11 protein-coding genes are annotated in these 14,607 nt (G+C 73.4%); 6 read left to right on the top strand and 5 right to left on the bottom strand.

Annotated elements, in window-relative coordinates; translation table 11 throughout:
- The first annotated feature begins 152 nt into the window (after positions 1-152).
- The 4 genes from ACIRVH_RS02505 to ACIRVH_RS02520 are packed head-to-tail and all read left to right on the top strand — an operon-like array spanning position 153 to position 7,031.
- Positions 153-2,798 (top strand): protein kinase, encoded by a 2,646-nt coding sequence (locus ACIRVH_RS02505; RefSeq protein WP_403947457.1) that lies wholly within the window; start codon positions 153-155, stop codon positions 2,796-2,798.
- Positions 2,795-4,417, top strand: a complete 1,623-nt coding sequence (locus ACIRVH_RS02510) for a hypothetical protein (protein WP_403947459.1) — start codon at positions 2,795-2,797, stop codon at positions 4,415-4,417. The genes ACIRVH_RS02505 and ACIRVH_RS02510 overlap by 4 nt, the downstream gene beginning before the upstream one ends.
- Positions 4,418-4,465: 48 nt before the next feature.
- On the top strand, positions 4,466-6,460 hold the full coding sequence (locus ACIRVH_RS02515) for an AAA family ATPase (protein ID WP_403947461.1): 1,995 nt from the start codon (positions 4,466-4,468) through the stop codon (positions 6,458-6,460).
- The gene (locus ACIRVH_RS02520; RefSeq protein WP_403947463.1) at positions 6,453-7,031 is read left to right on the top strand and encodes an FHA domain-containing protein; all 579 of its coding nucleotides are present in this window, start codon (positions 6,453-6,455) and stop codon (positions 7,029-7,031) included. The genes ACIRVH_RS02515 and ACIRVH_RS02520 overlap by 8 nt, the downstream gene beginning before the upstream one ends.
- Positions 7,032-7,119: 88 nt before the next feature.
- On the opposite strand, the gene ACIRVH_RS02525 is transcribed toward ACIRVH_RS02520, so the two are convergent.
- Complete coding sequence (locus ACIRVH_RS02525) at positions 7,120-7,611, bottom strand: DUF3515 family protein (RefSeq protein ID WP_403947465.1); 492 nt, start codon at positions 7,609-7,611, stop codon at positions 7,120-7,122.
- Positions 7,612-7,720: 109 nt separating this feature from the next.
- Between ACIRVH_RS02525 and ACIRVH_RS02530 the strand changes: the two genes are divergently transcribed.
- Positions 7,721-8,263: a TlpA family protein disulfide reductase gene (locus ACIRVH_RS02530; protein WP_403947467.1), complete on the top strand. Its 543-nt coding sequence runs from the start codon at positions 7,721-7,723 to the stop codon at positions 8,261-8,263.
- A 34-nt stretch (positions 8,264-8,297) separates the two neighbouring features.
- On the opposite strand, the gene ACIRVH_RS02535 is transcribed toward ACIRVH_RS02530, so the two are convergent.
- The 4 genes from ACIRVH_RS02535 to ACIRVH_RS02550 form a co-directional block, all read right to left on the bottom strand.
- The gene (locus tag ACIRVH_RS02535; RefSeq protein WP_403947469.1) at positions 8,298-8,960 is read right to left on the bottom strand and encodes a hypothetical protein; all 663 of its coding nucleotides are present in this window, start codon (positions 8,958-8,960) and stop codon (positions 8,298-8,300) included.
- A 196-nt stretch (positions 8,961-9,156) separates the two neighbouring features.
- Positions 9,157-10,221 carry a biotin/lipoate A/B protein ligase family protein gene (locus ACIRVH_RS02540; RefSeq protein WP_403947471.1) on the bottom strand — a complete coding sequence of 355 codons (1,065 nt, stop codon included), beginning with the start codon at positions 10,219-10,221 and terminating at the stop codon, positions 9,157-9,159.
- A 111-nt stretch (positions 10,222-10,332) separates the two neighbouring features.
- The gene (locus tag ACIRVH_RS02545; protein WP_403947473.1) at positions 10,333-10,992 is read right to left on the bottom strand and encodes a response regulator; all 660 of its coding nucleotides are present in this window, start codon (positions 10,990-10,992) and stop codon (positions 10,333-10,335) included.
- The gene (locus tag ACIRVH_RS02550; RefSeq protein ID WP_403947475.1) at positions 10,989-13,334 is read right to left on the bottom strand and encodes a histidine kinase; all 2,346 of its coding nucleotides are present in this window, start codon (positions 13,332-13,334) and stop codon (positions 10,989-10,991) included. The genes ACIRVH_RS02545 and ACIRVH_RS02550 overlap by 4 nt, the downstream gene beginning before the upstream one ends.
- Before the next feature lie 138 nt (positions 13,335-13,472).
- Between ACIRVH_RS02550 and ACIRVH_RS02555 the strand changes: the two genes are divergently transcribed.
- Positions 13,473-14,549, top strand: a complete 1,077-nt coding sequence (locus ACIRVH_RS02555) for a lysostaphin resistance A-like protein (protein ID WP_403947477.1) — start codon at positions 13,473-13,475, stop codon at positions 14,547-14,549.
- Positions 14,550-14,607: the final 58 nt, after the last annotated feature.

Here is a 14,607-nt window from a genome sequence, read left to right on the forward strand (position 1 = left end):
GGCGGGTTAATCGCTGAAGATCCGGGAAACTCTCCGTCGCACGAAGGGATTTCGGATATCTTCATCGTCCCGCGACTTGCGCATCGGGCCGATTCGTTCCGCGCCGTGCCCCTGTGGCGCACCCAGCGCGTTTCCCGGAAGGTCGGAAGTCGATGAGCACGCCGCCCACCCGAGTCGTCCCTTTCGACGGCGGCGGGTTCACCAACGCCCGGGCCGTGGAGACACGTCCGGTCCTCTCCGACGTGCCCCCTGAACTGGCGGACAGGTTCCCGCTCGTCGCCGTGCTGTCCGGCGCGCGGCGGCCCGCCGAGGCCGTGGTGCTGAGGGTGCGTGACCTGACGGCACGTCACGGAGCCGCCGAGATACCCCTGGTCCTCAAGTGGTACCACCGGCTGCACGCCCCCGGGCCGGACGTCGAGCAGGAGCTGAGGGAACTCGGTGAACAGTCCGCTCCCCACCTGGAACGGCTCCTGGAGACCGGCGAGGCGCACGGACACCCCTGGCACCTGTACTGGTCGCACGGCGAGGAGACCCTCGACAGGTACCAGGCCGACCACCCCGACGGGTTACGCCCCGAGGTGGTCAGGAGCCTGGTGAGCCAGCTGTACGACGCCGTCACCGCCCTGCATGAACGGGGCGTCGTGCACCGGGACGTCACCCCCGACAACATCATGGTGCAGACCCGCCGCGCCGACACGGCCGACCTCGTCCTCATCGACTTCGGCGCCGCCGTCCACCGGCCCGACGAGGCCGACGAGCCCCGCACCGACTGGCGGGGCAAGCCCCTCTACCTCGCGCCGGAGGCAGGGCTGCTGCGGCAGACCGTCTCCGAGGCCGGCGACTGGTGGTCGCTCGGCATGGTGATCGCCCAACTGGCCCTCGGCAGACACCCCATCGACTTCCGCCGCGACGAGGAGGTGCTGGCGGAGATCGCCACGCACGACCCCGACCTCAGCGGCATCGGACACCGAAGGACCCGCCGGCTCTGCGAGGGCCTGCTCACCCGGGCGCCCGAGAAACGCTGGCACGCCGGGCAGGTGCGGGACTGGCTGGACGGCAAGGACCCCGACGTCGCCCCGCGCACCGACGAGCGTGTCTTCGGCGACGACGTGACGCGCCCCGTGATTCAGCCCTTCCCGTTCATGGGCCAGGAGTTCACCGGGACCGACGCGCTCGCCCTCCATCTGGATCAGAACCACGTCTCCGCGGCACGCATGCTCGCCGCCGACGACGACCGGGCCCGACTCGTCGACTGGCTGGGCCAGTTCGAGACCATCGGCGACCGCAGCCCCGAGGAGCTGCGCCGGCTCAAAGCCCTGCGGGCCGAGCTGGCCCGACCGCCGTCCGTCGCCGCTCTGGTACGGCTCCTGAACTGGCTCGGTCCCGGCCTCGACGTCTCCTGGCACGGGGCGGACCTGGACGTGCGGAGCATGCGCCTGCTGTGCCAGGGGGCCAGGGACGGGAACGCCGACGCCGTCGCCCTGATCCGGTACCTGGCGGACCAGCCCGCCGTCCTGACCGGACTCGCCGGGCGGCCGGGCGGCGGCGGGCTGGACGAGACCGACCGCGCGTGGCGCACCCTGCGCGCCCGGTGGGAGCCCACGGTCCGGGAGATGCTGCGGGGCCACGAGACCGGCCGGGTCCGCAGAGCCCGGACGGACCTGCGGCAGACCGTGGCGGTGGACGCCTGGCTCCTGCAGCTGGCACGCGAACCGGAACGCACCAGGAGTCTGCTCACCGACGCGGTGCTGCGCAGGCGCGCACAGTTCCCGGAACGCGTTCCTTGGTTCGACGCGCTGCTCGACGCCCAGGAGGACGACGTGCGCCTGCTCGCCGCCCACCTCCTCTCCGGCCACGCGGAGTCCGCGGCGCAAGAGCTCAGGCAGCGGCGCGTCGTCCAGGAGATCGACCGGATACTCGCGGTCGACGAGCACGGGCTCCACGCCGTACTGCGGCGGTTGGACCGCCTGCCCACCCTGGGCTGGGCCCTGCTCGGCGCCACGCTCGTCACGGCCCCCTGGAGCTTCGTCATCGGCCTCGCCGACGTGCTGGGCCGCGCCTCCCAGGACGCGGTCGTGACGGCCTGGCTGGAGGCACTGCCCGCGGCCGCGTTCGTCTTCGCGGTGGAGCTGTGGACCGCCGTCTACATCGGCCCGCCCTTCTACCACCCGGAAAGATCGCTGGCAGGCCTGCTGATCCGCAACGCGGAGCGCCCCGGCCGACTGGCGCGCACCCGGGCCGGTCGCTTCGTCACGGCGGCGCTGCTCATGCTCGCCGTCTTCCTGGGCTTCTACGCGATCGCCCTCGCGCCCTGGGTGTGGCCGCTCGCCTCGGCCGTCGCCGTCGCGGTGTGGAGCGTGCGCCGCTGCCGGGCCTGGTGGCGTCTGCGGCACCCGCGCGACCCCGCGACCGAGTGGAGCCTGCGCCGGCTCCTGGCCTGGTGGCGCGGACGTCATGAGCGTCGCAGGCGGCGGGCGGGCCAGCCGCCGCCTTGGTGGAGTCCGCGCCGTCTCCTGCTCTGGTGGCGCGGGCGTCACGAGCGGCGGAGGCTGCGGGCGGGTGAGCGGCCGCGCGACCCCCGGCCCGAGTGGAGCCTGCGTCGCCTTCTGGTCTGGTGGTGGCGCGGGCGCCATGAGCGCCGGCATCAGCGGGCGGGCGGCCGGTGGTCCCGGTGGAGCCCGCGCCGACTCCTGGACCGGTGGCGCAGGCTCCGTGCGCACCGGACGCGGCGAGCGGGCCGCCCGCAGTCCGCGACGACAGCCGAGACGAAGTCCGAAAGGACAGGAGGACAGGCATGAGTTCGGGTCTCGCCTTCCCGACGGTGACTGCGGTGGCTCCCGCCGTGACCTTCCCGCCGCCCCCGCCGCCCGTCGACCCGCAGGCGCTGCCGCACACCGGCATGCTCCACCTGCACGACGCGGCCGGCCACGTCTCCTCCCACGTCGCCGACGCGGCCGGGCACGCGGTGCATCAGGCCGCCGACGCGGCGCTGCAGGTCCTCGGCTCGCTCAGCGGCGTCCTGCTCGCCGGCCGGGCCGCCCTGCTCACCACCCGTGTCCTCGCCGCGGCGGCGGTGCGGGCCGCGGAGGAGCAGCGCTGCCTGGAGCGGCAGCAGCAGCTGGCCGCGACCGCCGCCGAGCAGTGGAGGGAGGCCGCGTACGCCGCCGTCCGGATCAACGCCCGCAGGCGCGCCCTGCTGGCGCGGGTGGCCCGGGCCACGGCCGCGGGCGGCCCGGCCGGGGCCCCGCCGCGCCCTGATCTGCCACCGCCGCTGGAGCCTGTCGGCGAGCAACTGTGCGACCTGCGGCAGGAACTGGCCCGCAGCGAGGAGGCCGTGCGCCGGGCGGAGGAACGGCACGCGGCGTGGGAGCAGCAGCGGCTCGGCGCGGAACTGCGGCTGGACGACGAGGACGACGCCTGGCAGCGCGCCCTGCGCGAGAGCCGGCAGCGGGCGCTGCGACGGTTCTCGGAGGAGCGCACCGCCGAGGCCGAGGGGCGACAGACGTCCCCGCCGACCCCCGACCGGCGCACCCGGCCCGGCCCGGACGCGGAGGAGGTCCGCCGGGCCGGGGCGGAGATCCTCGGAGAGCTGGACCCGTACGCCGTCTCCGAGGCCGCCGAACTCGCCGCGGGGGCCGTCCGGCACGCCGTGCGCCGGGCGGCCGAGGACCCCCGCCGGGCGCGCATCCACCTCAACGAGGCGCGCAAGTACGTCCGCGACGCCAACAAGGACGCGCGCACGACCCGGGAGGCCCAGGAACGCGCCGCGCTGCACTACGACTTCCTCGTCTACGAGACCCCGGAGGGCGCCGAGGACCTCGCCCCTGCACCGGAGGCCGTGGAACTGCTGCGGCGGACCCTGGAGGAGGGCGTCCCGCTGAGCCGGGACGAACTGGACCGGGTCGAACGCGCCGTGGACGAGCGGCGCTGTGCGCTGGAGGCCATCTACGTCCGGCAGCAGTGCGCCGGCGCCGTCGAGGAACTGGCCAGGAGGTTCGGCGGGCTCACCGAGGCCGGCCGGCCCGAGGGGCAGGAGATCCGCCTCGACTGGACGCCGGACGGCTGGGAGCCCGATCACTGGCTCAGGGCGACCCTGGTCGACGGCGCGCTGAGCGTGGCGACCATGTACCGCGGCGGCCCGGGGGAGCGGACGCCCGAGCAGCGCGCCCTCGACGACACCCGCTGCGCGGAGACCCACAAGCGGCTCGCCGAGTTCCAGCAGATCACCCAGGGACTGGGACTGGGCCTCGAGTTCGAGGTACGGACCGAAGGAGCACTGCCGGGCGTGCTGGGGGAGGACGCCGTGACGCTCGACGAGCTGCTCGAAGAGGACACCGGCAGGCCGGCGGAGACGCGCCCGGAACCTCCACTGCACCAGACCGTCGACGGCGACGAACGCCGCCGAGACCGCCACTGAGCACCATGCCGGCACGCGGCCCGCGTCCGCGTGCAACGGGGAGGAACGATGGACCTGTCCAAGGAAGACCGGCTCCCGCCCTTCGTGGAGGAGCTGATCGGAACACTCGGCGTGCACGCGCAGTACGTGCTGCACGGCAACATCCGTGACCTGCACCTGGTGAGCCGGCGCGGCCGGGACAGGTTCCACCCGCTGCTCGACGTCCTGTGGAACCCGCTGCGGGAGATCGGCTACCAGGCGTTGGTGCTCTGCGACCAGGTGGGCGGATTCCATGTGGCGGCGGCCGGTGACGGCGACACACACACGGCCCTCGAGGAACTGCTGCAGGGGCCGCGCGAGTTCCCCGGCCAGACCGCGGCGCAACGCCAGGCGGTGCTCGACCAGTTGCGGAACATCACCACCGGGTGGGCGGAGCAGCGCGAGGAGATGATGCGGGACGGACGTCGGCTGCGGCCACTGCGGGTGGCGCTGGTCGTCGACCACGCCTCCCGTCTCGTCACCGACCCGTCCCGGCTGACCACCGACGAACGGGACTTCTTCCTCGCCTGCCTCAAACTCGCCCACGAGGCACGGCCCCTGGAACCCTGGACCGGCACCCCCGTCGTCCCCAGCGAACCGGGCCGGTTCAACCCGGTGATCTGGCTCGCCGAGGGGGAGCGGGACATACCCGGATGGCTGGTCTCCGGCAGCGAGCGGATCCGAGCCGTCGCCGTGCCGGAGCCGGACGCGGACGAGCGCTCAACGATGGCCCGCCTCCTGCGCGAGCGCTACGAGCGGTACTCCGGAAAGGGATCGGGCGGCGGTTCGGCCTCGCCCGCCGGCGCGGACGCGGAGGAGACGGCACGGTCCGTCGGTGCCTTCGCCCGGGCGGCCACCGGCCTGAGCCTGCGGGCCATGGAGGAGAGCGTGAAGCTCGCCCGCTCCCGTGGCATGCCGTTCACCGCCATGCCCGACGCCGTACGGATCTACCGGCTCGGTGTGGAGAAGAACCCCTGGAGCCGGGGCGAGATCCGCCGGCGCATCCTCCGCGGCGAGGACCCCGGGAACGAACGGTCCATCCCCCGCCGGGTGCTGGGGCAGGAGGCGGCCGTGGCGATGACCCTGGACATCCTCAAGCGGGCCGCGCTGGGGCTCTCCGGGGCGCAGGCGACCAGCCCGGGACACCGGCCGCGCGGTGTGCTGTTCTTCGCCGGCCCGACCGGAACCGGCAAGACGGAACTTGCGAAGGCCGTGGCCTCCGTCCTCTTCGACAGCGACCAGGCGTATCTCCGCTTCGACATGAGCGAGTTCTCGGCCGCCCACTCCGCCGACCGTCTCGTGGGCGCGCCGCCCGGATACGTCGGCTACGAGGCGGGCGGCGAACTGACCTCCGCCGTACGGGAGAATCCCTTCCGCGTCATCCTCTTCGACGAGATCGAGAAAGCCGACAAGGGCATCCTCGACAAGTTCCTGCAGGTACTGGAGGACGGCCGGCTCACCGACGGACAGGGGGTCACCACCTACTTCAGCGAGTGCGTGCTCATCTTCACCTCCAACCTCGGCGTCCAGCGCACGGACCCGGACACCCAGGAACGCAAGTGGATCGTCCAACCCGGCACGCCCTACAAGGAGTTGGAGGCCACGGTCAAGGACAACGTCAAGAAGCACTTCGAGCAGGTCATCGGCCGGCCGGAGCTGATGAACCGGATCGGCGGCAACGTCGTCGTCTTCGACTTCATCTCCGACGCGATCGCCGAGCGGATCTTCGATCTGCAGGTCGGCAACATCCAGCGCCAGCTGGCCCAGGGACACCGACTCGCCCTGGAGATCGAGGACAACGCCCGGCGCGAGCTGCTGGACCACTGCACCCGGGACAAGTGGAACGGCGGCCGTGGCATCGGCATGGTGCTGGAGACGCATCTCATCAACCCGCTCGCCCGGGAGCTGTTCGCGGCGCCCGAACTCGGGCCGGGCACCACGGTCGTGGTGACGGAGGTGCGGGAGACGGAGAGCGGACGGGTGGACACGACGGTCGTGCTCAAGAAGGGGAACAGCGATGTCTGACGTGCATGACTGGGATGACGACGAGGACGAGTGGGTGACCGTACCCACCCCCACCTCCGTGCGCCCGCGCCCGCGCCCGACCCAGCCGTCCGTCGGTGACCGGTGCGAGCAGTGCTCCTCGGTCGTCCCCGCCGGCACGTCGAAATGCCCAGCATGCCTGTCCCCGGTCGCCGTGCCCGGACAGCGCTCCGGTGCGGTCCGCCGGACGCCCCGGATCGCAGGGGGCGCGGTGCGACTGGTCTTCCGCGGCGGCGGCCGGCACCTCGACGTGCCGCGCGGCTCGGAGATCCGGCTCGGGCGCAGCAGCAGTTGGGCCCCCGAGGCGTCCGAGCTGCTGGCCGACGAGGACACGGTCTCGGCCCAGCACGCGACCCTCGTCCACGCCTCGGACGGGGCCGCCTGGCTGACCGAGGTCCCACGGGGCGCCACCAACGGCACCCGCGTCAACGACCGCGTCCTGGTGCCGGGTTCCCGGGTCCGCCTGCGCGCCGGCGACCGGGTCGAACTCGGGCCCGGGGTCGCATTCATCGTCCAGGGGATCGCGGAGGAATCCGGGGAGAAAGCGTCCTAGCGACCGTCGGCGCGGACCTCCCCGCTTGTCGTGCTGTGGGAGAGAGCAGTGCCGAGGCGTCCTCGCGGCACAGGAGCCGCCGGGCGCGTCAGTGGCCCTGGGCGTCCAGGCAGTGCGACCGCTGCGTGATGGGGGCGACGGCCTTGGACAGGTCGATCAGCACCGAGTCGATGGCCCGTACGCCGGGGGAGATGGTCACCTCCACGGCGGGCGCGCGGCCGTAGGAGACGAGGACCTTCTTCCCCGCCTGCCGGGACCGTGCCTTTTCGAGCAGCCAGTCCACGCCGTTCACGCTGATGCACGGGTCGGGCGACGGGCCGGGCGAGACCAGCCCGCACCGGGCCGTGACGGCGCCACCGCCCCATGCCTCGGCGCCGGTCACCGCCACCCCTTCGCGGTCGTGACCGTCCAGCCGCCCAGGCCAGCGCCCGGCCAGGCCCGCACACGCCGGTCCGGACGCCCGCTCGGCCGCGTGCAGCCCGTAGCGCGCACCGCCGCCCTGCCCGGCCCACCAGCCCCAGCCGCCCGCGGCCACCAGGACCGCCAGCGCCCCGGCCCCGACCGCGTACCGCACCCTCACTACAGCCCCCGTGTGTCGTGGTTCCGGCGACAGCCGGTGATCAGTCGCTTCGGAACCTACCGCACCCCAAGATCCGTCACTCATGGGGCGGTTGAGATACTCCTATCTCGTGAAGACGCGACCGTTGCTGTGGACCGCAGCCTGCCTGCTGCTGGCGTCCTGCCATGCCGGAATGGCCACCGCCGACCCCTCCGAGGAGAAGAGCGGGCCCGTTCCCGCAGGCCGGCGTGCGGCCGCGCCCGACCTCGCGGGCGACAGCCTGGACGGCAAGCCCCTGCGTCTGTCCGACTACCGCGGCAAGGTCGTGGTGCTCAACGCGTGGGCCTCCTGGTGCGGCCCCTGCCGGGCCGAGGCGCCCGAACTCGAAGCGGCACAGAAGCACCTCGCCGCCGAGGGCGTGCAGGTGCTCGGTCTGAACACCGACACGGAGCCCGTCAACGGCCGATCCTTCCAGCAGGACCACCACCTGACCTACCCCAGCTTCAGCGACCCCTCCGGCCGCAAGGTGCTGACGTTCCCCAGGGGTTCGGTGCCGCAGGGGGTGCCCTTCACGGTCGTCATCGACACCCGGGGCAGGATGGCGAACGTCCATGCCGGGCCCGTCACCGAACGGGACGTGCGCGACCTGGTACGGCCGCTCGTACGGTCCTGAAGGGCCGTCAGCCCGGCTCTGTCAGGTGGCCTCGTCAGCCGGACCCGCCCTGCAGGGCGGCCACGGCGCTCTTCGCCGCCTTGATGGCCCCCTTGTTGATCTCGTCCGTGCTCGGGGCCTTCTTCGTCTCGAAGTCGCTGCCGTTGTAGGTGACGATCACCAGCGCGTTGGAGACGCGGGCCAGCACCACGCCCTCGCGGGTCTCCTGCTTGTCCTCGGTGGTGAGGTTCACGATGGAGTACGCGGTGTCCCCGAGCCCCGGAACGGCCCCGCCGCCGCTCTTCTCGGCGACGCGCTGCTCGTACTCCTTCTTCGCCTCCTGCTCCGACCCGGCGACCTCGAAGGAGACGTCGAGCCAGCGGTAGTCGTAGCCCTGCAGGGCGTTCCAGGAGCAGGTGCGGCGCAGCGAGGTGTCGGTCGAGGGGATCTCCTTGCCCGCCGTCCTGGCCCCGGGCACCAGTGACTTGACGGTCGCCACCGGCACGCTGGTGCAGGGGGTGGGCGCGGTGTCGAACGACTTGGCCGCCGCGGTGGAGGACGGGGCGGAAGCCGACTGGGTGGGCGTCTCCTGGCCCGACCGGTGACTGTCGGCGGACGGCGTGGCCGGGCCCGACGACATCGCCCAGCCGGCGCAGGCCAGCACGGCGACCGGCGTCAGACGCGCGATGAGGGCGAGCGGCAGAGGAAGAGAACGCACGGCTCACTTCTCGTGGGGGAGGGGGCGCGGAAGGGGGTCCGCAGGGTGGACTGCGACGACAGTGTCACACGACTCCCTGTGGGGCGGAAGTGTCAACTCGCTGTGTGCCTGTGTGGTGACGGAGCCCAACGATCGACGTCCCGTATTTCCCTTTTTGTCCGCGAGTTGAGCGTGGGCCGCGCGAGTCGGGTGCGGGTTACGGCACCCGGCCCGTCCACTCCGGGGACGTGAACTTCGTACGGGCCAGCTCCTGTGCCAGCGCCAGCTCCTCGTCGGTCACCCTGCCGTCCACGAGTCCGTACCGCCCCCGGAACGACTCGATCATCCGCTCGATGACGGCCTCACGCGGCAGCCCCGTCTGCCGCCGCAGCGGATCGACCCGTTTCTTCGCGCTCTTCGTCCCCTTGTCGGACAGCTTCTCCCGCCCGATCCGCAGCACCTCGACCATCTTGTCCGCGTCGATGTCGTACGACATCGTCACGTGGTGCAGGACGGCGCCGGGCCCGCCGTCGGTGCCGACGATCCGCTTCTGCGCCGCGCCCGCGATCTTGCCCTGGTCGGTGGCGATGTCGTTCAGCGGCTGGTACCAGGCGCGGATCCCCATCTCGCCGAGGGCGCCCAGCACCCAGTCGTCCAGGTAGGCGTAGCTGTCCTGGAAGGACAGGCCCTGGACCAGCGACTCCGGCACGGACAGCGAGTAGGTGATCGTGTTGCCGGGTTCCACGAACATGGCGCCGCCGCCGGAGATCCGCCGCACCACCTCGATGCCGTGCCGGGCGGCGCCCTCCGGGTCCACCTCGTTGCGCAGCGACTGGAAGCTGCCGATGATCACCGCCGGGGCGCCCCACTCCCACACCCGCAGCGTCGGCGGCCGCCGGCCCGCGGCGACCTCGGCGGTCAGGACCTCGTCCAGGGCCATGTGCAGCGCCGGGGACTGCGGGCGCTCGTGGATCAACTGCCAGGCGTAGTCGGTCCAGTCCGTGGCGTGCGCGAGCGCCCGGCGCACCGCGGTCCCGACGCCCTCCGAGGTCAGCCCGTACATGACGGTCCCCTCGGGCAGCGCCGCGTCGATCCGCGCGGCCAGCCCGGCCACGTCCGTGTCCGCCGGAGCACCCTCCAGCGCACGGTTCACCGCGTCGAGTGCCTCGTCCGGCTCCAGGAAGAAGTCGCCCGCCACGCGCGCATGGCGCAGCACGCCGTCCTCGGCCTCCACGTCCACGACGACGAGCTTGCCGCCGGGCACCTTGTACTCACCGTGCACTGCCTGGGCCTCCGTCCTGCCGCACGAGACCAACGTCGCAGGTGGTCGCGGTGTTCCCGGTTCCCGGGCGGTGATCAGGTCCGAACGATCACCCGCGAGGCGGATCCCGGGTCAGCTCTCCCGGCTCGCGCGGGGACGGATCAGTCCGATCTCGTAGGCGAGGATGGTCGCCTGGACCCGGTCGCGCAGGCCCAGCTTGGACAGCAGTCCGTTCACATGGGTCTTCACGGTGCCGGTGGTCACGCCGAGTTCGGCTCCGATCTCGGCGTTGGTGAGGCCGGAGGCGACCTTCAGCAGTACTTCCCGTTCCCTCGGGGTGAGTCGGCCGAGGGCGCCGGACGTCCCGGGGACCCGCGGGGCGCCCTGGGCGAAGGTGTGGATGAGCCGGCCGGTCACGGCGGGCGCCAGGATGCCGTCGCCCGCGGCGACGACGCGGATCGCGGTCAGCAGGTCCTCGGGCCGGGCGTCCTTCAGCAGGAACCCGGACGCTCCGGCGCGCAGGGCCTCGTACACGTACTCGTCGAGGTCGAAGGTGGTGAGCACCAGCACCCGGGGCCCGTTCCCCGGCGTGGTGATCAGGCGGGTCGCGGTCAGTCCGTCCATGCCCGGCATCCGGATGTCCATCAGGACGAGGTCGGGGGCCTCGGCGGCGGCCAGCGACACCGCGCCCGCCCCGTCTCCCGCCTCGCCGACGACAGTGAGGTCGGGTTCGGCGTCCACGATGGCGGCGAAACCCGCCCTGACCACGGCCTGGTCGTCGACGACGATCACGCGTACGGCGACGGGGACACCTCCTGGACGGGCGCCGGAGCGGGTCCGGCCGGCAACGACACCCGTACAGTACCGGTCGGTTCGAGCACGATCCGTCCCTCGCCCGCGGCGGCCTGCACCCGCAGGCGTTCGGCCACCGGGCCGGCGACGGCGAGCGGTACGCCCGTCACCGTGATGGACACGGTGCCGCGACGCCGCCCGAGGGTCACCCGGGCCGGCCCGTGGTCGCCCGCGCCGAGCGCCGCCGCGACGATCCGGTACGTCGACACGTGCACGGACGCCGGAAGGTCCCGCCCGGCCTCGGGCAGGCCCCGCAACCGCACGTCGCGGCCGGCGGCGCGCAGGGTGCGGCACAGCGTGTCGAGGTCGGCGGCGGTAGGGGAGGGAGCGAGGCGGCCGGCGACGTCTCCGGCGTCGCCGAGGCCGTGCAGCATGTCCCGCATGGCGGCGAGGGCGGCCCGGGCCGTGGTGGCCACGTCGTCGAGCCGTCCCTGCCGGGCCAGGGCGACCAGCGACGCCGTGTGGTGCAGTACGGCCTCGCGCAACGTGAGTGCCAGCCGGTGCCGTTCGGCCTCGGCGGCCTGCTGCGCATGCCACATCGAACTGGCGAAGGCGAAGTCGTCGTGCGCCAGCACACGCAGGCGCCGGCGGCGCAGGACGAGACCCGCACCGCACACGGCGGCGAAGAGGGGAGCCAGCACGGCGCACAGGACGATCACCATCACCCCGATGAACCCGTCGACCGGGTCGCCCTCGAACGAGCCGTCGGCAGCGGCCGTGGCCGTGATGACGGAGGCCGTGCCGAAGGCCGTCGCGATCAGCGCCGGCCAGGCGGTGGAGGGCCCCCGTCCGTAGGCGGCGAGCGCGTACACCGCGAGCAGCTCCACGAGCGTGCCCCCGGCGAGGAACTGCGACACCCGTGACGGCAGGGGCACCACCGCGACGGCCACGGGCCACAGCCAGGCCGTGGCCAGCACGGCGACGAGGCAGGCCACCGGGGCACGTCTGCGCCACAACAGCGGCAGCGCGTGCAGGACCAGCAGCACCGTCACGACGATCAGCTCCGGCATCGAGCCGCGCCTGGTCCGCTCCGGCCAGTCCTCCGTGGCCCCGAGGGAGATGACGACCGGCAGGATCATCGCGGCGAGGGCGAGGGCCGGATCGGCGAGGCGCTGCTCCCGCAGGACGTGCCGCCGCCAAGCGGGCCCGGGCGGCTGCTGCGGCCCGACGGCGTCCGGCAAGGTCGCGCGGACCAGCCATCCGCCGTCGGGGCCGGGACCGGCGGTCAGCTCGCCTCCGGCCGCCGCGGCCCGCTCCCGCATGCCGGCCACGCCCCGTCCCGCGCCGAGACCGCCGGTGTCGTGCGGTGCCGGGGTGCGCGGCGGCGCGTTCTCCACCGTCAGTTCCAGCAGGCCGTCCGCCCGGCGGACGTGAACGCGGGCGGCGGCGCCGGGGGCGTGCCGTACGGCGTTGGTGAGGGCCTCGCGGACGATTCCGTGGATCGCCTCGGCCGCGGGACCGGTCAGGTCGTCGGGGATGTGGGCGGCGACGGGCCGGCCCAAACGGCCGAATCCCGCTACCAGTTCCTCGATCTCGGCACTCGTGACTCCCGGGCCGCCCGGACAGTCGGTGTCGCGCAGGAGACCGACGAGCCGCTGCAGCGATGCCATGGTCTCGGTGCCGGTGCGTTCCGCGAACGACAGTGCCTCGGGGGCCAGTTCCGGCCTGCTGTCCTGGAGCCTTTGCGCGGCGTCCACGGTGACGACGACCGAGGTGAGGTGATGGGCACTCACGTCGTGCAGCTCGCGCGCGAGTCGTCGGCGCTCGTGGTCGCCCGCCGTCCGACGGGCGTGCTCCGCCCCGGCCAGCCGGTGGGCCGCGGTGAGCCGTCCGCCGAGCCACTGGCGCCGCGCCTCGCCGAGTCCCGCGCACAGGACGTACACGGACAGGGTGATCGCCAGCGTCAGGAGCGAGACGCGGAAGCCGTCCTGTACGGCGGACATCACCCACTCGACGCCCACGAGCCCGGCGACGGCCCGGACCGTCACCGGCATGGGACAGCGGACGGCGACGGAGTACAGGGCGACCGGCGTGCCGAGGCCGAGGTAGCCGTCCGGCCAGGCGACCATGCCCAGGACGTAGGCACCCAGTGCCCCCGCCAGAGCCCGCACGGGCGCCTGCCGACGCCGGCCCAGCGCGGCCGTCTCCACGAACAAGGCACAGCCGACGGCGATCAGGCCCGGCAGGCCGGGCCTCTCGGCAGGGCCCGACCCGGGCCCCATCAGGGCACCCTGTACGGCTGCCAGCACCAGCGGCAGAAGCCAGTTGCGTATCGTCTCCATCTCGCCGACGAGCGTAGAGCGCGGCCCGGACGGCGGGGACCGGCCCTGAGACCGAGGCCGGTTCCCACCCAGCGATAGAGGCACCGTTCGTGCCGCAGGGCGATGTCCGGGCCGGGCGCCGCCGGAGAGAGTGGGGCCATGACGATGCCACCGCTGCCCGAACCGCTGCCCTACCATCGACTCGCCCGGCTCTCGGTGCACCACCGCTGGTGGCGTCCGCTCGTGGGGACCCTGGTCGTGGCCGTGGTCTACATCGTCGTCGTGGCCGTCCTCTACGGCGTCGCCGACGAGTGGGGCTCCCGGCGGGGATACACCAAGGACCCCGACGGATTCGTGGAGTTCGGCCCCGTCCCGGGCACCGCCCTGGACCTGCTGGCCATCGCCGCTGGAATACCCGTCGTGCTGCTGGCCGTGCGCTGGATCGGGCAGCGCCCCGCGGGCACGCTCTCCTCCGTGACCGGCCGACTCAGATGGCGCTGGCTGGCCCTGTGCGCGCTGACGGCCCTGCCGATCCTCGCCCTGGCCACGGGCGGCATGCTCCTGCTGCCCGACGACGGCGGCGAGGAGTTCCGGTGGGCGGGATGGACGGTCTTCGGGCCCGCGCTGGCCATGCTCGTCGTCCTGGTCCCGCTGCAGGCGGCCGCCGAGGAGTACGTCTTCCGGGGCTGGCTGACGCAGGCCGTCGGCAGCTGGGTGCGCTCGCCCTGGTTCGCGCTCCTGCCCCAGGCCGTCCTGTTCGCCGCCGCCCACGGCTGGGGCACGCCCTGGGGGTTCGCCGACCTCGTGGTGTTCGGGGCGGCGGCGGGCTGGCTGACCTGGCGGACGGGCGGTCTGGAGGCGTCCGTCGTGCTGCACACGGTCAACAACCTCTTCGCCTTCGCCGGCATGGCGGCCACCGTCGACGGGCTCAAGAGCGACGAGACCGCGGCGGACGCGACCTGGCAGGTGGTCGCCCTCGACGTCGCGGGCATCGCGCTGTACACGGCAGCGGTGGTGTGGCTGCTGCGCCGCCGCTCCCAGGTCCGCGCCGCTCCCGCGCCGCTCCCGCCCGGCCCGCCGCCCGCCTTCGCCACCCCGTACCCACCCGTCGCGGGCTTTCCCGCGCCGCCCCCGTGGGCAGGCCGTCCGGCACCGGGCACACCGGAACCTCCGGCCCACCAGGGTCCGGGACAGGGGGAGATCCCTCCGTGGAGCGGAACCGGGCCCGCTCGATAGCCTGCTGACCGACCGACGCGCTCGAACAGCGAGGTGATCCGTGCAGTTCACCACCCGG

It is taken from the genome of Streptomyces sp. NPDC101165 (assembly GCF_044768135.1).
Taxonomy (GTDB): Bacteria; Actinomycetota; Actinomycetes; order Streptomycetales; family Streptomycetaceae; genus Streptomyces.